The sequence below is a fragment of the Methylomonas sp. EFPC3 genome (genome assembly GCF_029643245.1).
Taxonomy (GTDB): Bacteria; Pseudomonadota; Gammaproteobacteria; order Methylococcales; family Methylomonadaceae; genus Methylomonas; species Methylomonas koyamae_B.
On the sequence record NZ_CP116398.1, the window covers coordinates 2226182 to 2248377 of the forward strand.

The following is a 22196-nucleotide window of genomic DNA, read 5'->3' on the forward strand; positions in this document are numbered from 1 at the left end:
GGTTCGGTCGGGCGGCCGCTTACGCGCCCGAATTAAGCGTCTGTTGCGCGAGGTTTATCCGGCATTCTTGGCGGCAGTCACCAGCGCATTCACGTCCATCCTCCGCTTGAGTTGGATCTTGCCGAAACCGGCTTCCGCCATCTGTGCCAGAGCGATAGACTCGCGCATCACGTGGTTTTCGGATTCGTCGCTGAACAGATGTATGATCCAATGCTGCAGTAAATCCAAGCGATCGATGCCGGTTAAGACTTTGAAGTAACCGGCGACTTCCTGTTGCGTGGCACGGGTGTGTGCGTCGATGTCGTCCAGGCCGTAGCGGTCGCCGTTGACGAAGATGCCGCCCGGTTTCAACACCCGGTAAATCTCGGCCAACACTTGACGCCGGTAACCCGCCTCGAAGTTATGCAAGGTATAGGCGGATGCCACCGCATCGGCGCTGTCTGCGGGCAAATCGCGCAATGCGCTCAAGGCGTCTTGCCCGGAAAAATCGAGCCGCCCCTGTTGCACCCAGTCTTGCAAGCTCAATTTGGCTTGGTTTTGCATCGTCGGTTCGCTGTCGATGCTCAATACCCGACAATTTTCCGCCGCCGACAATATAGCCAGCGTGGTAATACCGGTACCGCCGCCCAACTCGACCACACTGGCCGGGCTAGCGTGGCCCCGGCAAAAATCGCCGATTTCCAAGCCGACCAGACGACTCATTTCCGTCGCGAACGGACAGATCAGTTTCAGCATGTCGTATTCCCGACCGATCACGCCGGAGAACATCGCATCGAACGGGTTATCGGCACTCATTTATCGTCCTTGAGTTTTTGCCGAGCCTGGTAAGCCGCCAATTGTTCAGGGGTAGCTTCAAGCTGGTATTTTTCCTTCCATTCGGCATACGGCATGCCGTAGACGATCTCCCGGGCCTGTTCGTAATCCACGGCAATACCGCGTTCGGCCGCCGCAGCCGCATACCATTTGGCCAGACAGTTGCGGCAGAAATCCGCGAGGATCATCAATTCGATATTTTGTACTTCGGCGTGCTTTTGCAAGTGGGCAAGCAGTTGTCGGAAAGCAGCGGCCTCCAACTCGGTGCTATGGGTATCTGACATGAAATCCTCCTTTAAATTCGGCATTTTAGCAGCAAAGCCGCCCGGCTCATGTACAATTGCAAACAAAGATTCTACAATGAAGCATCGTTACTTCGGCCCCTAACGTCACTCCAGTGAGCACCATACACAGTTCGTCATTGGCCTACTATCCGGTCGGCTATAAATATCCGCAGGCCGGACCGTCAGACGCCAAACGCGAACAGCCGCCGATAGCGATTACCGAAGCGGAGCTGACAAACCGGCAACCGCAAAGCCAACGCCAACCTTCGTCCACCGCGCAAATCCAGGCAGCCTTGGCCGAAACCGAATTGATGCTTGAACCCCGTAACGTACCGACCAATTCGCGCACTTTGAAAGCCCTGAACGCTTATACCGAAAACCGCAACCAACTCGTTCAAGAACAGCTCAACCAAACAATTTCCGGTATCGATCTTTACGCCTAACTATTCTGCTTAACCATCCATCATGAAACCGCTTTTAGAGTTCTTTCCCATCGTTTTGTTTTTTGTCGCCTACAAGCTCTACGACATCTACGTTGCCACCGGCGTGGTGATTGCCGCAACCGTCGTTCAGGTCTGCCTGTACTGGCTGCTCTACCGCAAAGTCGAAACGATGCAATGGATTACGCTGGGATTGATCCTGGTCATGGGCGGCGCCACACTGTATTTGCAAGACGAACAATTCATCAAATGGAAACTGACCATCATCGAATGGTTGTTCGGCGGCGCGTTCTTGGCCAGCCAATTCGTCGGCAATAAAACCTTCATCGAACGTATGATGGGCGCCAATCTGGAGCTGCCGGTCCGTATCTGGAAACGACTGAACCTAAGCTGGGCCTTGTTTTTCATCGGCGTCGGCTTTTTGAATTTATACGTGATGCACCATTACAGCACCGACGACTGGGTCAGCTTCAAGACCTTCGGCGTACCGGGCCTGATGGTGTTGTTTATTGGCGTACAAATGGCATTTCTCTATAAACATGTGCCGACTCCGGAAGCGAAGGAATGATGCTTTACGCCATTATTGCTGAAGACGCGGCCGACAGCCTGAGCAAACGCCTGGCGGCACGCCCCGCCCACTTGGCGAGACTACAGGCTTTGCAAGACCAGGGCCGATTGGTGCTGGCCGGGCCGCATCCGGCAATCGACGCCGAAAACCCCGGCGAAGCCGGCTTTAGCGGCAGCCTGATCGTTGCCGAGTTTCCCGATCTGCAGAGCGCCAAAACCTGGGCCGATGCCGATCCCTATTTTGCCGCCGGCGTTTACGCCGGCGTTACCGTCAAACCTTTTAAACAAGTATTTCCCCAATGACTGCCGATATCATCAGACACAAGCTGGAAGACGCTTTCCAGCCGGAATTAATCGAAATTATCGACCATAGCGCCGCGCATGCAGGACATGCCGGAAACCAAGGCGGCGGCCATTACCACGTCACCCTGGTTTCAACGCAGTTCGAAAACAAATCGTTGGTGCAACGCCACCAATTGGTCTACCAAGCCTTGGGCGATATGATGAAGGCTGAGATTCACGCCTTGAGCATTAACGCTTTAACTCCCTCTGAAAACAGCAAAGGAAATTCTTGATATGAAATTGAAACTTGTCCCTCTGGTTCTGGCCGGCGCCGCTCTGCTGCCGGGCTGCTTCGAAGAAAAAGCCAAAGAGGCTGCCCCCGCAACCCCGACAGTCAGCAAAGAAGATGCAGTCGCTTCGGTCAACGGCACCTACATCAGCAAAAAAACCCTGGAAACGTTGGAAAAAGAGATTTCCGAACGTAGCCAAGGCCAAACCTTTCCGAAGGAACAATTGTTGGAAGAGTTGATTCAACGCGAATTGTTGATTCAACAGGCGCTGCAGAAGCAGTTGGATAAAACGCCGGAAGTGATCGAGCGGATGGCAACCGTCAGAAATTCCTTGCTGTCGCAAGCGGCGTTACAGGATTACCTGAAAGCCAACCCGGTCACCGATGAAGAAATCAAAGCCGAATACGATTCAAAAATGGCCAATATGGGCAGCGAATACAAGGCCCGCCATATTCTGGTCAAAACCGAAGAAGAAGCCAAAAAATTGATCGCCGAGCTGGATAAAGGCGGCAACTTTAACGAACTGGCTAAAAAACATTCGATCGACCCGATGGGATCGGAAGGTGGCGATTTAGGCTGGTTTACCGCCGACCGGATGGTGCCGCCATTCTCCGAAGCGGTGGTAGCGCTGGAGAACGGCAAATACAGCAAACAACCGGTGCAAACCCAGTTCGGCTGGCACGTGATTTTGCGCGAAGAATCCAGAGCTTTGACCCCGCCGCCGCTGGACGCCGTCAAAGAACAAATCCGGCCGATGTTGCAACGGCAAAAAGCTCAAGCAATGATCGAAAACCTGCGCAAGAACGCAAAAGTGGAAGTGATGTTGCCGCCGACACCGGCTAAACCAGAAGAAGCGCAACCTGCAGCTCCGGCCGAACAACCTGCCGCGGCACCGGCCGAGCAGCCAGCCGCCGCCCCATCCGAACCGGCAGCCCCGGCAACGGAAACCAAACCCGCGGACCCGGCAGCCGCAAAATAACCAAACAGCCTGCCTAGCAATACAGGGCGGACACCCGCCCTGTTCCTCTAAATCCTATAGCAGCGGACTAAGCTGCCTGCGCCCTCAACGCCTGATTTTGGCACTTCTCATCCAACATCGCCTTGATACTGGCGGAACATTTACCGCAAACGCCGCCAGCCCCGGTACACTCCATGACCTGTCTACGACTGCAAACACCCTGGCTGATCGCTTGAGCAACCTGCTTATCGGTAACCGCTTTGCACACGCACACATACATACAAAAATCTCCAGATCATTTTGAATTAATGATAACAATTATCATTTAAAAGTAAAGTGATGCCGGCGGCATTTTTTTCTGATACCGAACTAAGCCAAACGCTCTTAGTCGAAACGCCGGATTACCTTGCAATGCTTAGGAAATTCGCGGGATTGAGCCATGAATCCCAATTGCGTTGGCGGGTTTTTTTCGTGCTTAAATACTCTGATAACCTTTTCGTCATTTACAAGAGCCAATGATGCAAGACTATCAAACCCAACAAGCCACTGTGCTGGAAATACTGGACGCTCACCGAACGATGCCGGGCAGCTTATTACCGATTCTGCACGGCATTCAGGACACCCTGGGCTACATTCCTCCGGCTGCCGTGGCAGACATCGCAAGTTCTCTGAATTTGTCGCAAGCCGAAGTACACGGGGTTATTAGTTTTTATCATTACTTCCGCGACACTCCGCCAGGCAAACACACCGTGCGCATCTGCCGTGCCGAATCCTGCCAATCGATGAACAGCACCGCCCTGGAAAACCACGCCAAACAGGTGCTCGGCATCGATTATCACGAAACTACCGCAGACCAAGCCTTCTCGCTGGAACCGGTCTATTGCCTGGGCAATTGCGCCTGCTCGCCATCCATTACGATAGACGACCAAGTATTCGGCCGCGTCACGCCGGATAAATTCGACAGTCTGCTTGCAAAATTCAAAGGTGCTTAACATGACCCGCCTGTTTATTTCCCGCGACTCCACCGCGCTGTCACTGGGCGCCGAACAAGTCGCCAACGCCTTCGCTCAACATACGGCCGACCGCGGCCAATCGGTACAAATCGTTCGTAACGGCTCGCGCGGCTTGTTCTGGCTGGAACCTCTGGTAGAAGTCGAAACACCGAATGGCCGCATCGCTTACGGCCCGGTGCAGGAAGAAGATGTCGCTTCGCTGCTCGAAGCCGGATTACTGGAAGGAAAATCACATCCGCTTTACCTGGGCAATATCGAAGAACTCCCCTATTTCAAAAACCAAAACCGGCTGACTTTCGCCCGTGTCGGCATCACCGACCCGGTCAGTCTCGAAGACTATCTGGTCAACGACGGCTACAAAGGCCTGAAAAACGCTTTAGCGCTGCAACCGGCCGAAATCGTCAAACATGTTACCGACTCCGGCCTACGCGGCCGCGGCGGCGCAGCATTCCCCACCGGCATCAAATGGAATACCGTGCTGAACGCCACCGGCGACCAGAAATATATCGTTTGCAACGCCGACGAAGGCGACTCCGGTACCTTTTCCGACCGGATGATCATGGAAGGCGACCCGTTCGTACTGATCGAAGGCATGACCATCGCCGGCATTGCGGTCGGCGCCACCCAAGGTTACATCTATCTGCGCGTCGAATACCCCCACGCCAAAATTGCCTTGAACCAAGCCATCGAAGCCGCCTACAAAAACGGCTATCTGGGCGAAAACATCCAAGGCAGCGGCAAGACTTTCCACTTGGAAGTCCGCAGCGGCGCCGGCGCTTACGTCTGCGGCGAAGAGACATCATTATTGGAAAGCCTGGAAGGCAAACGCGGCCTGGTGCGGTTCAAACCGCCGCTCCCAGCCATCGTTGGCCTGTTCGGCAAACCGACTATCGTCAACAACGTGATTTCTCTGGCGTCCGTGCCGATCATTCTGGACAAGGGCGGCGAGTACTACAAAAATTACGGCATGGGCCGCTCGCGCGGCACGCTGCCGTTGCAACTGGCCGGCAACATCAAACATCCCGGTCTGTTCGAAGCCGCATTCGGTATGACCTTACGCGAACTACTCTACGACTACGGCGGCGGTTCCGCCAGCGGTCGACCGATCCGCGCCGTGCAGGTCGGCGGCCCGTTGGGCGCCTACATGCCGGAAAGCCAATTCGATACACCGCTGGATTACGAAGCCTTCGCCGCCATCGGCGCGGTTTTGGGCCACGGCGGTTTGGTCGTTCACGACGACACGACCAATCTGGCAGACATGGCCCGTTACGCGATGGAATTCTGCGTCGAGGAATCCTGCGGCAAATGCACGCCGTGCCGGATCGGCTCGACCCGCGGCGTCGAAGTCATCGACCGCATCGTCGCCAACGTCGACAAGGCCAAAAACACCGAATTGCTGCGCGACCTGTGCGACACGATGTTGTGCGGCTCGCTGTGCGCGATGGGCGGCATGACACCGTATCCGGTGTTGAGCGCATTGAACCATTTCCCCGAAGACTTTGGCTTACACCCCGCCAAAGCCTGATCTATCCTCCCGGAGGTAGCTATGTCATTAAACAACGAAATCGACTACGGCACGCCGGCCAGCGCGTCGGCTGAACAAGTCTCCCTGGAAATCGACGGCCACAAAGTGACCGTCAATGCCGGCACTTCGGTAATGCGTGCGGCCGCCGAGGCCGGCATCAGCATTCCGAAATTGTGCGCCACCGACCGTTTGGACCCGTTCGGCTCTTGCCGAATGTGTCTGGTACAAATCGAAGGCGCGCGCGGCTACCCCGCCTCCTGCACCACACCGGTCGCCGCCGGCATGAAGGTGACCACGCAAAATGAAAAGCTGGCGAAGCTGCGTAAAGGCATTGCCGAGCTGTATATCTCCGACCATCCGCTGGATTGCTTGACCTGCTCCGCCAACGGCAATTGCGAACTGCAAGATACCGTCGGTGCGGTTGGTCTGCGCGAAGTGCGTTACGGTTTCGACGGCGAAAACCATCTACAAGCCGAAAAAGACGAAAGCAACCCCTATTTCTCGTTCGACCCTTCGAAATGCATCGTCTGTTCGCGTTGCGTCAGAGCCTGCGAAGAAGTGCAAGGTACCTTTGCGTTGACGATCGATGGCCGCGGCTTCGAGTCGAAAGTCTCTCCGGGCCAAAACCAGCCGTTTATGGAGTCGGAGTGCGTGTCTTGTGGCGCCTGCGTCCAAGCTTGCCCGACGGCAACGCTGATGGAAAAAGCCGTGATCGACCACGGCCAGCCCGAACATAGCGCGATTACCACCTGCGCCTATTGCGGCGTCGGCTGCTCGTTCAAAGCCGAGATGAAAGGCGAACAACTGGTGCGCATGGTTCCGGACAAAAACGGCCAAGCCAACCACGGTCACTCCTGCGTGAAAGGCCGCTTCGCCTTCGGTTACGCCACCCATAAAGACCGCATCACCAAACCAATGGTGCGCGATAAAATCACCGACCCATGGCGCGAAGTGAGCTGGGAAGAAGCGATCGAAACTGCAGCCAGCCGGTTGAAAGGGATTCAAGCCAAATACGGCAAAGACGCGGTCGGTGGCATTACCTCTTCCCGCTGCACCAACGAAGAGACCTATCTGGTACAAAAACTGATCCGCGCCGGTTTCGGCAACAACAACGTCGACACCTGCGCCCGCGTTTGCCACTCGCCGACCGGTTACGGCTTGAAAACCACCTTCGGCGAATCGTCCGGCACCCAAACCTTTGACTCGGTGTTGCAATCCGACGTAATCCTGGTCATCGGCGCCAACCCGACCGACGGCCATCCGGTATTCGGTTCGTTGATGAAACGCCGCCTGCGCCAAGGCGCCAAATTGATCGTGGTCGACCCGCGCGAAATCGACTTGGTGCGCAATAGCCCGCACATCAAAGCTGATTACCACCTGAAACTGCGTCCCGGCACCAACGTCGCCGTGGTCACCGCGCTGGCTCATGTCATCGTCACTGAAGGCTTGGTCGACGAAGCGTTCGTCAACGAACGTTGCGACGTCGAATCCTTCGGCAAATGGCGCACCTTCGTCGCCAAACCGGAAAATTCTCCGGAAGCCATGGCCGAATTGACCGGCGTACCCGCTGAATTGCTGCGCGGCGCGGCGCGTTTATATGCCACCGGCGGCAACGGCGCGATCTACTACGGCTTGGGCGTGACCGAACACAGCCAAGGCTCGACCACCGTGATCGGCATTGCCAACCTGGCGATGGCCACCGGCAACATCGGTCGCGAAGGCGTCGGCGTCAACCCACTACGCGGCCAAAACAACGTGCAAGGTTCTTGCGACATGGGCTCCTTCCCGCACGAATTCGTCGGCTACCGCCACGTTTCCGATGGCGCCACCCGCGCCCAGTTCGAAGCGGAATGGGGCGTCAACCTGGCTTCCGAACCCGGCCTGCGGATTCCGAACATGTTCGCCGCCGCGATCGAAGGCAGCTTCAAAGGCCTGTACGTACAAGGCGAGGACATCGCCCAATCCGACCCGGACATCAACCACGTTCACCACGCCCTGCGCGAACTGGAATGCCTGATCGTGCAAGACATTTTCCTCAACGAAACCGCCAAGTTCGCCCACGTGTTCCTGCCGGGGTCATCGTTCCTGGAGAAAAACGGTACCTTCACCAACGCCGAACGCCGAATTTCGCCGGTACGCAAGGTGATGAAACCGCTAGGAGGCAAAGAAGATTGGGAAGTCACCCAAGACCTGTCTAACGCGCTAGGCTATCCGATGACTTATGCACATCCGTCCGAAATCATGGACGAAATCGCTCGACTGACGCCTCAGTTCGCTGGCGTCAGCTACGCCAAAATCGAGGAGATGGGCAGCATTCAATGGCCATGCAACGAGGAAAACCCGGACGGCACCCCGATTATGCACGCCGATCAGTTCGTACGCGGCAAGGGCCGTTTCCTGTTGACCGAGTATGTTGCGACCAGTGAACGCACCAACAGCAAATATCCGCTGATTCTGACTACCGGTCGCATTTTGTCGCAATACAACGTCGGCGCCCAAACCCGTCGTACCGAAAACGTGGCATGGCATCAGGAGGATCGTCTGGAAATCCATCCGCACGATGCCGAAGTTCTGGGTATCGCGGACGGCGACTGGTGCGGCGTAAAAAGCCGGTCGGGCGAGACCGTGCTACGGGCACTGGTTACCGACCGGATGCAGCCGGGCGTGGTCTACACCACTTTCCACTTCCCGCATTCCGGCGCGAACGTGATCACCACCGACAACTCGGACTGGGCCACCAACTGTCCGGAATACAAGGTTACGGCGGTACACGTCGCGAAAGTGGCGCAACCGTCCGAATGGCAGAAGGAATACCAGGCCTTCTCCGACGACCAGCAGTCCTTGCTGGATAACCGTATCGTCACCGCCGGCTAAATCCAAGCAAAACCTAGCATGGATCCAGTACCCGCGGAACTAGGCTGGACCAGCTATCGGACCGGAACGTTCGATAGCTGGCGCGGCCCGGAGCATAGCCGCAAACAGGACTACGTCGCCGAAGAGGTGCCGGTAGTCCTGGTCTACAACACGATACCTCACGTGGTCATGCTGACCACACCGCTCAATCTCGAGGATTTCGGCCTTGGCTTCAGCTTGACCGAAGACATCGTCCGTCATCCGTCCGAGATCCAGTCAATCAAGGTCGTACAGCGCTCCAAGGGCATCGAAGTCCGCATGCAAATTCCCGAGGAACGTTTCGATAAACTGCACGGCAAAGGCAAAAACCTGACCGGCCGCACCGGCTGCGGTTTGTGCGGAGCTACGACGTTGGAACAAGCCATCCGTCCGCCGCGCACGGTTGGCAAAGGCTTGGTTCTGGACGCACCGCTACTGCGCGACGCTTTTGAAACGATGCGTCAGCAACAAGCGTTGAATTTATTGACCGGCGCCGTACACGCCGCCGCCTGGCTAGATTCCGAAAAAGGCATAACCGCGGTGCGCGAAGACGTCGGCCGCCACAATGCGCTGGACAAGCTGATCGGTGCGTTGGCGAAAGGCGGCTGCGATTTTTCCGCCGGCTGGCTGTTGGTCACCAGCCGCGCCAGTTACGAAATGGTACAAAAAGCCGCCAGCGTCGGCATCACCTTGCTGGCCGCCATCTCGGCGCCGACCGCCCTCGCGATCCGTTTGGCGGACGAGTGCGGCTTAACCCTGGTCGGCTTTACCCGCAACGATAACCACACGATTTATACTCATCCTTTTCGCCTACAACATTTACAAACATCCGTCGCATAGCATCATGGACAATCACAGCAATTTGATCAAAATGGCTAACAACATTGGCGCCTTTTTTAAATCCGAACCGGAGCACGATGTGGCCGTAGCCGGCGTCGAACAGCACATCCGCAATTTCTGGGAGCCCAGAATGCGCAAGCAAATCGTCGAATACATCCAGCACGGCGGCAACGAATTGCTCGACATCGTCGCCGAAGCCGTCAAACGCATCGCCCAAAAGCCCTAACCGTTTTTTACCGATCAACAAAGGATAGTTCTCGGCTAGCCCCCCTATCCTCCAACCCTCCAAAGACTTCAGAACCTGCCGGAAACGCTAGGCTTATTCCGGCTTATATCATTTGTTGAACTGTCGCATGCAAAATGCCCACCGGGCTAAACTGCACGGAATGTTCAACCGATAATCGCCGACTTTGCAACAACGAGAAAAGGTACCAGCGCGAAGATCAACATCATCGACGTGTTAAACCAAGTAGAGAGATAATTTCTGCGGTGACCGCCAATCTTAAGAAAAAAGATCAGCAGAAAAACCGGCATATAGCGAGACATTAGGCCGATGAAGCCAAACTCGGAAGCCATAAAGGGTGAAAGTTCTGCTGACACCCAGATTGCAACGTAAATAGCGCTGGCTATAACAAAAATAAGTCCTTCGCGTGATCCAAACAACGCCTTTGACAAATAATCTCGCATCAATGAAGTTCCTCCGCAGTTTCAGAATTTGTTGCTGCAAAGTGTAGTTCAGCTCAACAAGCAGGTCGGCTTAACCTGATTGATAGCCTTGTTCCAATGGAAATATCGTAAGTCTGTTCGCCCTAGCCCTCCATAACTAACCCGTTGAAGCCGCGAGATCCTCCACCAAACCTGCCGGAAACGCTACGCTTATTCCGGCCTACATCTGTATGGACTCCCACGGATGACCGTGAGAACCAGGAACACCGGGAAGTCGGGACGGTTTTCCGCCCCTGATGACGCGCCGAGCACCGGAGGATTTGGCGAGAAATTGCCCGTAGGGGAGCGGCAGGGATGCCGCTAGTTTTCGGAGGGCTAGGACAGCCCTTCCGAAAACCCTCGCCAAATCCGCAGGAGCGCAGGACCAACGCGGCATGGGGTGGCCTTTTCTTTGGATACTTTCTTTTGGCCACGCAAAAGAAAGTATCGCGGTTGTCGGTCCGCGAACCGACATTCAAAGCAACCGTCGCGTTAGCGACACAAGACACGAAGGCCTATATTTACCGCGTGGGCACAAAATGCCGTGCCCACCCACTGGCTAACCTTATTCGTTAAGTGTCAGCTTCTACGCTTGAACTTTGCCGTGAGATAGATGATGGAGGAAGCTGCAAACTCCAAGAAGAACTCAGCCTCAGCCCGGCCAAGCGACGACGCCTCAGTTCCCCCATGGCGGACGAACGCGCGGTTGCTTGCCATCCCGTAGACCTGACTGACAAGGCGTTGAATGTCCTCGTCGATCTCGGCGCGTTTGATCAACTTCCCGAGAGTGCCTTTTGGCTCATCGAGAAGGATCATCAAACATGACTCTACGGAGTTCACGGACTCCTTGATGGAGTTTTCGAAGTCCGGCTGACTGGCGACGATGAAGTTCTTCGCCTTCAGCCACTGTGTTCGGACCGGCGACAATTCATCGGCCAACACATCGTTCGCCTTCGTCCAGTTTCGAGAAGTCGGTTTGTGCGCTTGAATGCGCTTCAGATCCAAAAGAACGTCTGCATAGAGGCTCTCAACGTAGGCTCTCCTGCTCGTGTAGGTTTTCATCTCCTGCAATTTGCAGAACGACCAGAACACCTCCAACGACTTGTGCGGGTTCGGATGGGTGTACTTGGCATTCTCAAGAGCGATGTGAATCGTCGTGTACAGTTAGCTGGTTGCTCCGTCGTTCGGCCATCGGTGACGAACGCAATCATCAGATCCTGGAGCTCGTGGATCTGCGCGCCGAGTTCGAGGGCTTGCTGCGTGTTCACGAGAGGGCTTCTGACGCCTAACAAGTAATTATGTGGTTAACCATATATCGATCCATAATCGCACATTTCAAGAGTACGCCATTGATCGACATACAATTTCCCTTCCGGATATTACCAGTTATCCACTAAGCTTCCGATTGGGCTCGTACTGCCACCAATCTCCACACCGAACTATAACCATCACCATGCCATCAAATCGCCCACCATTCAAACCAGACCAGCGGCCGGTTTTAAAAAAACCTAATCCGCCAAACTCACCGGCTGCACCTCAGCCGGCAATTGCGTACCCAGATATTTGTTCAACTGGCCTTTGCTCGCCAGAATCCGGTATTGCGAGAACAACTCGTCGTACTTGGCGTTGATCAGCGAACTTTTGGCGATATACATTTCGTTGAAGGTATCGAGCAAGTCCAACAAGGTGCGCTGGCCGATGTTGAATTGCTGCTGGTAGGCGGTAATGGTTTTTTCAGCAGACTCGGCATGCTGTTTGAAAAAATCCATCTGGCTTTTCACGGTCTCGTACGCCACCCACGACAAGCGCATGCTTTCCACCACTTGCCGATGGGTGTTATCGCGGATGTCCTTGGCCTGATTGATTAATTGCGCGGTTTGTTCGCGGCGGGCGATGTCCTTGCCGCCGTTGAAGATGTTGTAGCGCATGCGCAGCATTGCCGTCATGTCGGAGTTGGTGCCGCGAATACCGTCCAGATTGTAGTTATGGCTGACGCCGGTCTCGATATCGAAGCGCGGGAAATACGGCGCCTTCGCGGTTTCGTGTTGAGCGAAGGCCGATTCGATATCGGAGTTGGCCGATTTCAGAATCGGATGTTCGGCCAGGGCTTCGTCTATGGCTTGCTCCATCGTCGCCGGCAGCGCCGCGGTCGGCGCGGCCACCGGTTCGACCGCGTCCGGCAGGATGCCGATCACCCGTTGAAAGCCGGTTTCGGCGTCTCTCAAATTACCGGTTTCGGACCAAACGTTCTTTTCAGCCAATGCCACCCGGCCCATGGATTGGTCGACGTCGGCGCGTTTACCGACGCCGCGCTCGCTGCGCAATTTGATCTGCTCGTTGGTGCGCAAATGCAATTGCAGGTTGTCCTTGGCCAGATTCAGTAGTTCCTGGCGGCGCAATACTTTCAAATAAGCTTCGACGCCTTCCAGCGCGGTGATTTCGGATTGGCCGAATACGGTATAAGCACGCGAATCGGTGCGCTTTTCCTGACGTTCGACTTCGTTCGGCGTCGCCAAGCCGTCGAACAGCATTTGCCTGACTTGAATCGCGCCTTCTTCGCGATGGTAAAACACGGAGCCGTCGCCGCGGCCGCGGGTGGTCGGATTGTTGGACTCCTCCCAGCCGATGCCGGCTGTCACATCGACGGTGGGAAAGTAGCCAGCCCTGGCCTGATCGATTTCCTCTTCGACCGCACGCCGTTCCGACTTGGCAGCCTGGATTTTCGGGTTATCGTCCAGAACTTTTTGTATCGATTGCTGCAAGCTCAATGCGTGACTCGCAGTTACACAGCCCATCTGCATGGCTACGCCGATGCCAATTCCCAAAGCAAATTTCATGACGTTCCTCTCTGATATTGATCGATCTCTTTCAACAATATGGCCAAGCGCAATCTATCGTCGACTTCCAGTTTCCTAAAAATCGAAGATAAATGGGCTTTCACCGTCCGTTCCGATATATTCAACGCCAACGCGATGCGTTTATTGCTTTCGCCCTGGCGTATCATATTTGCCACTTCCAACTCGCGGGCCGACAACGCGGCCAGCATCTGCAGTTTTCGATCGCAATCCACCGTACTGGCGGGTGCCGACTGCATTCGCCGCGCCCCGGTCAGAGCGCCGATCACTTTCGGTACCAGCGCCCGGCGGATCCAGATGTCGCCAGCCAGGATGCTGGCAACCGCCCGCGCCAACAGAGCAGGCGCCTCCGCCTGCTCGCAATAACCGGCTGCACCGTTGATCAAAATGTTGATTTGCTTCTCTTCCGGCCAGTCGGAACCAATCACCAAGAAGCGGGTCCGTTTATTGGCAAAAACCGTCAGCAGGCTGGCGTCCTCGTCCAGCTTTTTGGCATCGAAGATGACGGCGTCGGCTTGAAAATCGCTGCGAATGCTGTGGAGCATACTGACACTGTACTCAGCCAGTAACGCATGCGTCCATTGCGCGGTCAACTGAGGGTTATTGGAATAAATCAGTATGTTAGCCACAGTGAGTAGTATGAATATCGTCTAAAGTTATCGTTCTCTGAAGGCCCGATCTCTGGCTTTCAATATCGGTTTCAACAGGTAGTCCAGTACGGTTTTCTTGCCGGTCAAAATATCGACTTCCGCCGTCATCCCGGCAATGATATCAAGACGTTGGCCGTTTTTTTCCAGATAATTCCTTGCCGTCCGCAAGCGGATCAAGTAATAGTTTTCCTCGTCCTTGCGCTCACCCGGAATACTGTCGGCGCTGATATGCTCCAACGTCGCATCCAGACCGCCGTATATCGAAAAATCGTACGCGCTTAGTTTTACCACAGCTGGTTGTCCGGGGTGAAGAAAAGCAATATCGGCCGGGCGGATTTTGGCTTCGATCAGGAGTTGGTCTTCTACCGGCACAATTTCCAGCAAATCCATGCCGGGCTGGATCACGCCACCGACCGTCGCCACTTTGATGCGCTTGACGGTGCCCTTCACCGGCGACAACACCCGGGTGCGGCTGACGCGGTCTTCCAGCGCCACTGCCGATTCCGACGTGCGGTCCAGTTCGGCCTTGACTTCGTTCAACTCCTTCAAGGCTTCGGTGCGGTAGCGGATTTTGATTTCCGCCAGTTTATTGCGCGCTTCGTCCAACGACGAACGCAAGCGCGGTATCGCCAGATTGGCCGAATTCAAATCCCCCTTCAAATCGTTGGCGGCGCGCTGCAGCCTGAGCAATTCCACTTGCGACATGGCGCCGTCGGCCACCAAGGGTTCCGACATTTTTACCTCGTCCTGCAATAAGTGGTAGCTGCGAGCCAATTGCTCGCTCTTCGATTGCAGCTCGACAATTTCCTGCTCTTTTTGCCGGACTTGCTCGGCAAGGATATCGCTGTTGGATTTGAGTTCGTTCTGCCGCGACAGCAGCAATTGCTTGGCGTTTTCGACAATCTGCGGCGCATGCTTTGCCACATCGGCCGGAATCTGCAGCGGCGTGCCGTTGATTTCGGCATTCAGCCGCGCGGTGGCGGCCAGCAGCTCGTAATATTTCAGCTTGGTTTCCTTGAACGACGAGGCGAATCTGACTTCGTCCAATTGCAGCAGCACCTGGTCTTTTTCCACCAGTTGTCCTTCCTGCACCAGAATGTCGGAAACGATGCCGCCCTCCAGATTCTGCACCACCTGAACCTGGCTGGAGGGAATGGTTTTTCCCTGGCCGCGGGTCACTTCGTCGATAGGAGCAAACCCGGCCCAGACTAAGGCGATCACCACAAAAGCCAGCGTCAGCCACAGAATCAGGTGGCCTTGCAGCGGCACTTCGTACAGATTGGCCGCGTTGACGTCGTTCAGAAAATTCTGATCTTCGGCGCGGTAACGCTTGGCAGCCCGCCATGCGGCGATCTTCTGCAATAACGTCATGCCGCAACCTTGATCTGGCCCTGGCGCAAGGCTTCCAGCACATGATCTTTCGGACCGTCAGCCACGATATGGCCGCCATCCATTACGATCAGCCGGTCGACCAAGCTCAACAGCGACATGCGATGCGTGACCAAAATCAGCGTCTGGCCTTGGAGCTCGGCGGCAAAACGCTGTTTGAAACCTTCCTCGCTACTGTTGTCCATCGCATTGGTCGGTTCGTCCAATACGAAAATCGGCGGCGACAATACCAGCGCTCTGGCCAATGCGATGCTCTGGCGCTGACCGCCGGATAAATTGGCACCACCTTCGCCGACCTGCAAATCGAAACCGGCCGGATGTTTGTTCACGAACGCGTCGACGCCGGCAATCCGCGCCGCTCGCAACACTTGTTGGTCGTCGGCGAAACCGGAACCGAGCGTGATATTGTCTTTGACACTGCCGTAGAGTAACGAAATATCCTGCGGCACATAACCGATCTGGCGGCGCAAGTCGGCCGGATCGAGTTGGCGGATATCGGTGCCGTCGATCAATACCGCCCCCTGCCGGACCTGGTAAAGACCTAGGATCAGGCGCTCCAGCGTACTCTTGCCGGAGCCGATGCGGCCGATGACGCCGACCCGTTCGCCGGCTTTAATTTTGAACGAGACGCCTTCCAGTGCGTTGACCGGCTGCTGCGGGTAATTGAACACCACGTTTTTGAATTCGATATCGCCGGCAAAGCGCGGCCGATGCAAATAGTCGCGCCCGGCTTCACGTTCGACCGGCAAGGCCATCATCCGGGTCAAGGAATCCAGCGCCGCACGCGCCTGATGATAGCGGGTCAATAGTGCCGCGACCTGGCCGACCGGCGCCAAAGCGCGCGAGGTCAACATCGTGCACGCTACCAGCCCGCCGGTGGTCAAATCGCCGTCGGCAATCAGGTAAACGCCGGCCACAACCATCATCACCGAGGCCAATTGCTGAAAGAATGCGGTTAAGTTGACCGCCAATCCGGAGTAGAACCGCGACTTCAAACCCAAGCGTGCGATCTCGCCGATGCCTTTTTCCCAACGCGCCTGCAACTGACCTTCGGCGCCGGCGGCTTTGATCGTCTCCAGATTGGTAAGCGCTTCGACCAGCGTGGCGTTTTTCTCGGCGCCGGCTTTAAACAGGGCTTGAATCGTAGCCTTCAACGGTGCTTGCAAGGTGACGCCGATCAACACCGCCAGCGGCAATATGCCGAACGGAATCCAAGCCAAATGGCCGCCGATGCTGGAGATAATCAACAAAAACAGTACCAGAAACGGCAGATCGATCAGGGTTGCGAGGGTCGCCGAGGTTAAAAATTCGCGAAACGACTCGAATTCGCTCAGATTATTGGCAAAACCGCCGACCGAGGCCGGCTTGGCCTCCATCCGTAACCCCATCAGTTTCTCGAAAATAGTCGCGGACAGGATGATATCGGCCCGCTTGCCGGCCGAATCGATAAAGTAGCTGCGGAGCAATTTCATCGCCAATTCGAAGCCGAATACAATCAAAATACCGATCGCCAGCACCCACAGAGTCTCCAAGGCGCGGTTCGGTACCACCCGATCGTAAACGTTCATAAAAAACAGCGGCGTCGCTAACGCGAACAGATTCACCAATAACGACGCCGCCACCACTTCAGCGTAAATCGGCCAGGACTTGGCGATAACATCCCAAAACCAATGCGTGGCCTTTGGCAGCGCGGATTCCTCGGTTCTGGCATCGAAGCGGTGGTTAAGTTGCACGAAGAACGCCATACCGCTGTACAAGGCCTCCAGTTCGCCGGCATCGACGATTTTTTCGCCGCTTTCGGTTTCCGGCACGACGACGCTACAGCGATCGCCTTCCCTGCCAACCAGAACGCAGGTGTTGCCGTCCTTCAGCAACAGTACGACCGGCAATACCAGATTGGAAATCCGCGCCAAAGGTCTACGCAGCAGGCTGCTGCGCAAGCCGGCGCGCTCGGCGGCACGTTGGAACAAATCCGGAGTGAGTTTATGATTCTGCAACGGCAACCCCGCCACCAGCGCAGTCTCGGTTTGCGGAATATGCAGAATTTTGCAGACCGAGAGCAGTGCCAGCAATAGCGGATCGTCAAACTTGGGATTGGCAGGTCCTACACTCTGCAGGCTATCGGGCATCGGGTTATTGGGTCGGTAGTGATTATTTTTATAGTGGAACCGGTCCGGCTTCGGCTCCAGATTATAAATTGATTAAGATCACATTCCTACCAACACTTGTACCCAAGTCCAATTTACTTTGAAATTTAAAGATCTCCAGCGTTGTCGCAGCCGACCAACTCCCTCACTAACGCCGTAGCATAACTGCCGGCCGGCAGCGAAAAAACTAACCGCAGGCCCTGGCTTTCCCAGTTCCAGCGCAGTTCGCCCGGTATCGCCCGCAATGCCCGACGGTCGGCGGCATCCGCATGATCTCGCAAGCCCTCGACCAATAGCGGATTATTGTTTAAAACCGATTGTTCTATTTCGCCGGCATCGGCCACGGCAAACAGGCCGGATTTGCCGTACAGAACGGCGGTCGGATGAATCTCGCCGGCCACCACCCGCGCTGACAGGCCGGCATCTGCCGCTTCGTCGGCAAACACGCTATTGCTTGCCGCCAGCTTGAACACATCACCGGCTAAAGCGCGGTTCCAGCAGCCTTGGCGGACGCGCTCGGCCAGGATCAGATTGAACAAATAGGAACGGGCAGCGGACAGATAAATCGATGCTTGCTCGCGTTTAATTTTGGCGCCGCCGAACAGCGCCAGAGCTTTCTCGAGGTTGCGCCCTTGGTGGCCGAAGCGTTGCGGGCCGAAGTAATTGGGGAAGCCATGCGCTTGGATCTGTCGCAGTTGGGATTCGGTTTGCGTGCGGTCGCCCTGCCAGTTGCGGAGCAGAATTTCGAAACGGTTACCGACCAACACGCCGCGCTTCAGTTTGCGCGGATGGCGAACCGCTTGCAGGACTGTTAGCGTTTCCGATTCGACCGCCGACCAATCGGGATCGTCTTTGCCCGGCAGCCAGACGCTGAACCATTGCCGGGTGCGGCCATGGCGATCTTTCAGGCCGGCATAGCCGATGTCGCGTTGCCTGACCCCAGCATGGCGGGCTAACAGGCGGGCGATGTATTCGGTGTTTTCGCCAATTTTTTCGATGAATAAAAAGACATGTTCGCCGTTGCCTTCCGGCTCGAAGCCAAGGATTTCTTCGACGATGAAGTCGTCAGGGATGGTTTTGATGTCGGCACTGCCGGATGGGCCGCCGTGGGCGTATGGCCCGCAAATTAAATCAAAACCGCTTGATTCCAAATTTAACGGCAAGCGGCTCAGAAAAAACGTTCCTTATAGTCAAAAAGAGGCTGGACGGGATGACCGATAATTTGGTCAGCAAGAGAATGATTGTTATCCGACGGTGCCAACAATACGCGCAGTGACGCCGCATCGATAATACCAAAGTTGTCCAAATCATGGCATCCGGAACCGCCGCAATAATTTTGGAAAACGATGTACGAACGTTGATCTTTTCCTTTTAGACAAGCGGCAAAAAAGTACTCGGCTGCTTTTGGACCGTCGACCGTGTTGTCAAAAACCAAACGAATTGATTCTTTCCCGGAGCTGGCGGAGAGGACTATTTTAGATAAGGCTAACTTGGCATCAGGAAATCTCTCTGCGCTTACTTCGACAGAGGCCCCACCACATAACGTTTTGGCGAATTTTTCGTCTGCCAACGCTGAATATGAGAGGCAGATTGCCGTCAATCCAACAAAAGCCAATTTCAAATTAGGGAGACAAATCCGGTTCCGCATCAAATTCCGCCAAGCTTATTTCTCAATCAACACCACCGCCTGTACCGCGATGCCTTCCTTGCGGCCCTCGAAGCCGAGTTTCTCGGTGGTGGTGGCTTTGACGTTTATGAAATCGATGTCGGTTTCCAGGTCGGCGGCGATATTGGCGCGCATGGCCGGCACGTGCGGCAGCATTTTCGGCGCCTGGGCGATGATGGTGACGTCGGCGTTTACCAGCTTATAGCCTTTTTCCTTAACGATGCCGTAAACGTGGCGCAACAACACCCTGCTGTCGGCGCCCTTGAATTCGGGATCGGTATCCGGAAAATGCTTGCCGATGTCGCCCAGCGCCGCCGCGCCGAGGATCGCATCCGCCAGCGCGTGCAAGACCACGTCGCCGTCGGAATGGGCCTCCAGGCCTTTTTCATAAGGAATGGTGACGCCGCCGAGAATAATGTGGTCGCCGTCGTTGAAGCGGTGAACATCGTAGCCCATGCCGACTCGGATCATGCTTGTTGCTCCATATAGAATTGCGCCAGGGCCAGATCTTCCGGGCGGGTGATTTTGATGTTGTCGGGGCGGCCTTCGACGATTTTAGGCTTGTAGCCCAGGATTTCCAGCGCGCTGGCTTCGTCGGTCACGGCCGGATTGCCTTCGGTCTGTTGCAGCGCGTCGCGCAGCATGGCGTATTTGAACATTTGCGGCGTCAGCGCCCGCCAGACGTGCTTGCGGTCGATGGTCGCAGTGATGGTATCGCCGTCGACGTGTTTCAGGGTGTCGTGCGAACTCAAGGCCAGGATGCCGCCGACGGCGTCATCTTTCAGGCTGTCGATTTGCAGATGAATATCGGAGGCGGTCAAACACGGCCTCGCGGCATCGTGGACCAACACCCAATCGTCTTCCTCAGCTAGGCCTTGCAACGCTTTCAAAGCCGACAACACCGAATCGGCGCGTTCCTTGCCGCCGGGAGCGGTAATCACGTCGGGATGTTTGGAGATTTCCAGTTCCGGCCAATACGGGTCTTCAACGGAAATCGCCACCGCGACTTTTTGAAACGCGCCGGATGCCAGCAAGCGACTCAAAGTGTGTTCGATGACGGTCTTGCCGGCCAGCGGCAGATATTGTTTGGGGCGATCGGCTTGCATGCGTTTGCCGACTCCGGCTGCAGGCACTACAGCCCAGCATTGGGGAATTTGGTTCATGCGCTATTCCAGCACTTGAAAGAAAGTTTCGTTTTCCTTGATCATGCCCAGTTCGTAGCGGGCGCGTTCTTCGATGGTTTCCAGACCCTTGCGCAAGTCTTTAACCTCGGCATACAAAGTATCGTTACGCTCTTTTTTCTCTTGAGCTTCCTTGGTCAATTCCTCCAACCGCGCGCGATATTCGCGAATTTGCGACAGACTGGCATCGCCGAACCACAACCGGTATTGGAAGTGCAGCGTCAGGACAATGATGACAAGGATCAGAGTTTTGATGGCGTTATCTCGAAAATGTAGGTTGGGTTAACCCTGAGCGGTAGCGAAGGGTGTAACCCAACTTAAAAGCCGACGTGTTGGGTTACGGCTAGCGCGTTATATGCCCTTTGGGTAAACCCAACCTACGCTTTTATTTCAGCATTTTAAATGCGCTACGGCCGGCATAGCGGGCTTTCGCACCCAACTCGTCTTCGATTTTCATCAGACGGTTGTACTTGGCGACGCGGTCGGAGCGGCTCAAGGAACCGGTTTTGATTTGGCCGGTGCCGGTGGCGACAACCAAGTCGGCAATGGTGGTGTCTTCGGTTTCGCCGGAGCGATGAGAAACCACGGCGCTGTAGCCAGCCGCACCAGCCATGTTGATCGCTTCCAGGGTCTCGGTCAGGGTACCGATTTGGTTGACTTTGATCAAAATCGAGTTGGCGATACCTTTTTCGATGCCTTCTTTCAAAATGGCCGGGTTGGTCACAAACAAGTCGTCACCGACCAATTGAATGCGATTACCCAGTTTTTCGGTTTGATATTTCCAACCGTCCCAGTCGTTTTCGTCCAGACCGTCTTCAATCGAAATAATCGGATATTTATCAACCCAGGCGGCCAGGAAATCGACCATCTCGGTGGAAGTAAAGCTGCGGTTTTCGGCGGAGAGGAAGTATTTGTCGTTTTCGAAATACTCGGAAGCGGCCGCGTCCATACCCAGGTAGATGTCTTGGCCCGCTTTGTAACCGGCTTTTTCGATCGCTTCCAGGATGACTTCGATGGCTTCTTCGTTGGAACGCAGGTTAGGCGCGAAACCGCCTTCGTCGCCGACGGTGGTGGCCAAGCCTTTGCCTTTCAACACTTTGGCCAGGTTATGAAACACTTCGGCGCCGTAACGGATCGCTTCGCGGAAGGTTGGCGCGCCGACCGGCAGAATCATGAATTCTTGCAGGTCGACACTGTTGTCGGCGTGCGAACCGCCGTTGATGATGTTCATCATCGGCACCGGCAGGATGAATTCGCCGGATTTGTTCATGAACTGGTACAACGGTTTGCCGGCTTCTTGCGCGGCGGCGCGGGCGGCGGCCATCGATACGCCCAAGATGGCGTTGGCGCCCAGGTTGCTTTTCGCATTGGTGCCGTCCAGATCGATCATTTTTTGATCCAGCGCCGCTTGATCGTCGGCTTGCATGCCCACGACAGCGTCTTTTAATGCCGTGTTGACGTTATTGACGGCTTTCAAGACGCCTTTGCCCAGGTAGCGGTTTTTGTCGCCGTCGCGCAATTCGATGGCTTCGCGCTCGCCGGTGGAGGCGCCTGACGGCACCATCGCGCTGCCGACGACGCCGGAATCCAAATACACTTCGGCTTCGACGCTGGGGTTGCCGCGCGAGTCCAGAACTTCTCTAGCTTTTACATCAACGATTCTCATGATCTTTGCTTGCTCCGTGGTAAGGATGGATTA

At 55.5% G+C, this 22196-nt stretch carries 25 protein-coding genes; 10 read left to right on the top strand and 15 right to left on the bottom strand.

Annotated elements, in window-relative coordinates; genetic code table 11:
- Nucleotides 1–54 precede the first annotated feature (54 nt).
- The gene (locus tag PL263_RS09880; RefSeq protein WP_278209287.1) at nt 55–795 is read right to left on the bottom strand and encodes a class I SAM-dependent methyltransferase; all 741 of its coding nucleotides are present in this window, start codon (nt 793–795) and stop codon (nt 55–57) included.
- Entirely contained in the window at nt 792–1097 is a 306-nt protein-coding gene (locus PL263_RS09885) for a DUF1244 domain-containing protein (protein WP_278209288.1), read from the bottom strand. The genes PL263_RS09880 and PL263_RS09885 overlap by 4 nt, the downstream gene beginning before the upstream one ends.
- A 113-nt stretch (nt 1098–1210) precedes the next feature.
- On the opposite strand from PL263_RS09885, the gene PL263_RS09890 reads away from it, so the two are divergent.
- Genes PL263_RS09890 through PL263_RS09910 form a run of 5 tightly spaced genes read left to right on the top strand, consistent with a single transcriptional unit; the run spans nt 1211 to nt 3655 of the window.
- Nucleotides 1211–1540, top strand: coding sequence for a hypothetical protein (locus PL263_RS09890; protein ID WP_140913044.1), 330 nt, complete (start codon nt 1211–1213; stop codon nt 1538–1540).
- Nucleotides 1541–1562: 22 nt separating this feature from the next.
- Entirely contained in the window at nt 1563–2105 is a 543-nt protein-coding gene (locus PL263_RS09895) for a septation protein A (RefSeq protein WP_278209289.1), read from the top strand.
- The gene (locus tag PL263_RS09900; protein WP_278212868.1) at nt 2105–2407 is read left to right on the top strand and encodes a YciI family protein; all 303 of its coding nucleotides are present in this window, start codon (nt 2105–2107) and stop codon (nt 2405–2407) included. Before PL263_RS09895 ends, PL263_RS09900 begins: the two co-directional genes overlap by 1 nt.
- On the top strand, nt 2404–2679 hold the full coding sequence (locus tag PL263_RS09905; RefSeq protein ID WP_278209290.1) for a BolA family protein: 276 nt from the start codon (nt 2404–2406) through the stop codon (nt 2677–2679). Before PL263_RS09900 ends, PL263_RS09905 begins: the two co-directional genes overlap by 4 nt.
- 1 nt (nt 2680) lies before the next feature.
- Complete coding sequence (locus tag PL263_RS09910) at nt 2681–3655, top strand: peptidylprolyl isomerase (RefSeq protein WP_278209291.1); 975 nt, start codon at nt 2681–2683, stop codon at nt 3653–3655.
- 67 nt (nt 3656–3722) lie between these two features.
- Here the strand turns inward: PL263_RS09910 and PL263_RS09915 are convergent, their stop codons facing one another.
- Nucleotides 3723–3914 (bottom strand): (2Fe-2S)-binding protein, encoded by a 192-nt coding sequence (locus PL263_RS09915; protein WP_140913040.1) that lies wholly within the window; start codon nt 3912–3914, stop codon nt 3723–3725.
- A 238-nt stretch (nt 3915–4152) separates the two neighbouring features.
- On the opposite strand from PL263_RS09915, the gene PL263_RS09920 reads away from it, so the two are divergent.
- Genes PL263_RS09920 through PL263_RS09940 form a run of 5 tightly spaced genes read left to right on the top strand, consistent with a single transcriptional unit; the run spans nt 4153 to nt 10130 of the window.
- Complete coding sequence (locus PL263_RS09920) at nt 4153–4626, top strand: formate dehydrogenase subunit gamma (RefSeq protein ID WP_140913155.1); 474 nt, start codon at nt 4153–4155, stop codon at nt 4624–4626.
- A gap of 1 nt (nt 4627) precedes the next feature.
- Nucleotides 4628–6172: an NADH-quinone oxidoreductase subunit NuoF gene (locus PL263_RS09925; protein WP_278209292.1), complete on the top strand. Its 1545-nt coding sequence runs from the start codon at nt 4628–4630 to the stop codon at nt 6170–6172.
- Nucleotides 6173–6193: 21 nt separating this feature from the next.
- Entirely contained in the window at nt 6194–9046 is a 2853-nt protein-coding gene (fdhF, locus tag PL263_RS09930; RefSeq protein WP_278209293.1) for a formate dehydrogenase subunit alpha, read from the top strand.
- Between the two features lie 18 nt (nt 9047–9064).
- Nucleotides 9065–9904 (top strand): formate dehydrogenase accessory sulfurtransferase FdhD, encoded by an 840-nt coding sequence (gene fdhD / locus PL263_RS09935; protein ID WP_278209294.1) that lies wholly within the window; start codon nt 9065–9067, stop codon nt 9902–9904.
- Between the two features lie 4 nt (nt 9905–9908).
- Nucleotides 9909–10130 (top strand): formate dehydrogenase subunit delta, encoded by a 222-nt coding sequence (locus tag PL263_RS09940; protein ID WP_140913036.1) that lies wholly within the window; start codon nt 9909–9911, stop codon nt 10128–10130.
- Between the two features lie 164 nt (nt 10131–10294).
- Here the strand turns inward: PL263_RS09940 and PL263_RS09945 are convergent, their stop codons facing one another.
- From PL263_RS09945 to eno, 12 genes are all read right to left on the bottom strand, one after another.
- On the bottom strand, nt 10295–10591 hold the full coding sequence (locus tag PL263_RS09945) for a hypothetical protein (RefSeq protein WP_278209295.1): 297 nt from the start codon (nt 10589–10591) through the stop codon (nt 10295–10297).
- A gap of 597 nt (nt 10592–11188) precedes the next feature.
- Entirely contained in the window at nt 11189–11671 is a 483-nt protein-coding gene (locus tag PL263_RS09950) for a hypothetical protein (RefSeq protein ID WP_278209296.1), read from the bottom strand.
- 446 nt (nt 11672–12117) lie between these two features.
- Nucleotides 12118–13446: a TolC family outer membrane protein gene (locus PL263_RS09955; RefSeq protein WP_278209297.1), complete on the bottom strand. Its 1329-nt coding sequence runs from the start codon at nt 13444–13446 to the stop codon at nt 12118–12120.
- Nucleotides 13443–14093, bottom strand: a complete 651-nt coding sequence (locus PL263_RS09960) for a response regulator transcription factor (RefSeq protein ID WP_278209298.1) — start codon at nt 14091–14093, stop codon at nt 13443–13445. The genes PL263_RS09955 and PL263_RS09960 overlap by 4 nt, the downstream gene beginning before the upstream one ends.
- A 27-nt stretch (nt 14094–14120) precedes the next feature.
- Nucleotides 14121–15485, bottom strand: a complete 1365-nt coding sequence (locus PL263_RS09965) for an HlyD family type I secretion periplasmic adaptor subunit (protein WP_278209299.1) — start codon at nt 15483–15485, stop codon at nt 14121–14123.
- Complete coding sequence (locus PL263_RS09970; protein WP_278209300.1) at nt 15482–17632, bottom strand: type I secretion system permease/ATPase; 2151 nt, start codon at nt 17630–17632, stop codon at nt 15482–15484. Before PL263_RS09970 ends, PL263_RS09965 begins: the two co-directional genes overlap by 4 nt.
- Before the next feature lie 125 nt (nt 17633–17757).
- A complete protein-coding gene (locus tag PL263_RS09975) occupies nt 17758–18801 on the bottom strand; it encodes a tRNA pseudouridine(13) synthase TruD (protein ID WP_278209301.1) in 1044 nt (347 codons plus the stop codon).
- A 17-nt stretch (nt 18802–18818) separates the two neighbouring features.
- The gene (locus PL263_RS09980) at nt 18819–19298 is read right to left on the bottom strand and encodes a hypothetical protein (protein ID WP_186289608.1); all 480 of its coding nucleotides are present in this window, start codon (nt 19296–19298) and stop codon (nt 18819–18821) included.
- A gap of 15 nt (nt 19299–19313) precedes the next feature.
- The gene (ispF, locus tag PL263_RS09985; protein WP_256612312.1) at nt 19314–19787 is read right to left on the bottom strand and encodes a 2-C-methyl-D-erythritol 2,4-cyclodiphosphate synthase; all 474 of its coding nucleotides are present in this window, start codon (nt 19785–19787) and stop codon (nt 19314–19316) included.
- Nucleotides 19784–20479 carry a 2-C-methyl-D-erythritol 4-phosphate cytidylyltransferase gene (gene ispD, locus PL263_RS09990; RefSeq protein WP_278209302.1) on the bottom strand — a complete coding sequence of 232 codons (696 nt, stop codon included), beginning with the start codon at nt 20477–20479 and terminating at the stop codon, nt 19784–19786. The genes ispF and ispD overlap by 4 nt, the downstream gene beginning before the upstream one ends.
- Before the next feature lie 3 nt (nt 20480–20482).
- Nucleotides 20483–20698 carry a septum formation initiator family protein gene (locus PL263_RS09995; protein WP_347568911.1) on the bottom strand — a complete coding sequence of 72 codons (216 nt, stop codon included), beginning with the start codon at nt 20696–20698 and terminating at the stop codon, nt 20483–20485.
- A gap of 184 nt (nt 20699–20882) precedes the next feature.
- Entirely contained in the window at nt 20883–22166 is a 1284-nt protein-coding gene (gene eno / locus PL263_RS10000; protein WP_140913026.1) for a phosphopyruvate hydratase, read from the bottom strand.
- Nucleotides 22167–22196 lie beyond the last annotated feature (30 nt).

Bases quoted from the DNA above. Each gene is read 5' to 3' on its own strand.
- PL263_RS09880 (WP_278209287.1), bottom strand. From the start codon at position 795: ATGAGTGCCGATAACCCGTTCGATGCGATGTTCTCCGGCGTGATCGGT.
- PL263_RS09885 (WP_278209288.1), bottom strand. From the start codon at position 1,097: ATGTCAGATACCCATAGCACCGAGTTGGAGGCCGCTGCTTTCCGACAA.
- PL263_RS09895 (WP_278209289.1), top strand. From the start codon at position 1,563: ATGAAACCGCTTTTAGAGTTCTTTCCCATCGTTTTGTTTTTTGTCGCC.
- PL263_RS09900 (WP_278212868.1), top strand. From the start codon at position 2,105: ATGCTTTACGCCATTATTGCTGAAGACGCGGCCGACAGCCTGAGCAAA.
- PL263_RS09905 (WP_278209290.1), top strand. From the start codon at position 2,404: ATGACTGCCGATATCATCAGACACAAGCTGGAAGACGCTTTCCAGCCG.
- PL263_RS09910 (WP_278209291.1), top strand. From the start codon at position 2,681: ATGAAATTGAAACTTGTCCCTCTGGTTCTGGCCGGCGCCGCTCTGCTG.
- PL263_RS09915 (WP_140913040.1), bottom strand. From the start codon at position 3,914: ATGTATGTGTGCGTGTGCAAAGCGGTTACCGATAAGCAGGTTGCTCAA.
- PL263_RS09920 (WP_140913155.1), top strand. From the start codon at position 4,153: ATGCAAGACTATCAAACCCAACAAGCCACTGTGCTGGAAATACTGGAC.
- PL263_RS09925 (WP_278209292.1), top strand. From the start codon at position 4,628: ATGACCCGCCTGTTTATTTCCCGCGACTCCACCGCGCTGTCACTGGGC.
- fdhF (WP_278209293.1), top strand. From the start codon at position 6,194: ATGTCATTAAACAACGAAATCGACTACGGCACGCCGGCCAGCGCGTCG.
- fdhD (WP_278209294.1), top strand. From the start codon at position 9,065: ATGGATCCAGTACCCGCGGAACTAGGCTGGACCAGCTATCGGACCGGA.
- PL263_RS09940 (WP_140913036.1), top strand. From the start codon at position 9,909: ATGGACAATCACAGCAATTTGATCAAAATGGCTAACAACATTGGCGCC.
- PL263_RS09945 (WP_278209295.1), bottom strand. From the start codon at position 10,591: ATGCGAGATTATTTGTCAAAGGCGTTGTTTGGATCACGCGAAGGACTT.
- PL263_RS09950 (WP_278209296.1), bottom strand. From the start codon at position 11,671: ATGAAAACCTACACGAGCAGGAGAGCCTACGTTGAGAGCCTCTATGCA.
- PL263_RS09955 (WP_278209297.1), bottom strand. From the start codon at position 13,446: ATGAAATTTGCTTTGGGAATTGGCATCGGCGTAGCCATGCAGATGGGC.
- PL263_RS09965 (WP_278209299.1), bottom strand. From the start codon at position 15,485: ATGACGTTATTGCAGAAGATCGCCGCATGGCGGGCTGCCAAGCGTTAC.
- PL263_RS09970 (WP_278209300.1), bottom strand. From the start codon at position 17,632: ATGCCCGATAGCCTGCAGAGTGTAGGACCTGCCAATCCCAAGTTTGAC.
- PL263_RS09980 (WP_186289608.1), bottom strand. From the start codon at position 19,298: ATGCGGAACCGGATTTGTCTCCCTAATTTGAAATTGGCTTTTGTTGGA.
- ispF (WP_256612312.1), bottom strand. From the start codon at position 19,787: ATGATCCGAGTCGGCATGGGCTACGATGTTCACCGCTTCAACGACGGC.
- ispD (WP_278209302.1), bottom strand. From the start codon at position 20,479: ATGAACCAAATTCCCCAATGCTGGGCTGTAGTGCCTGCAGCCGGAGTC.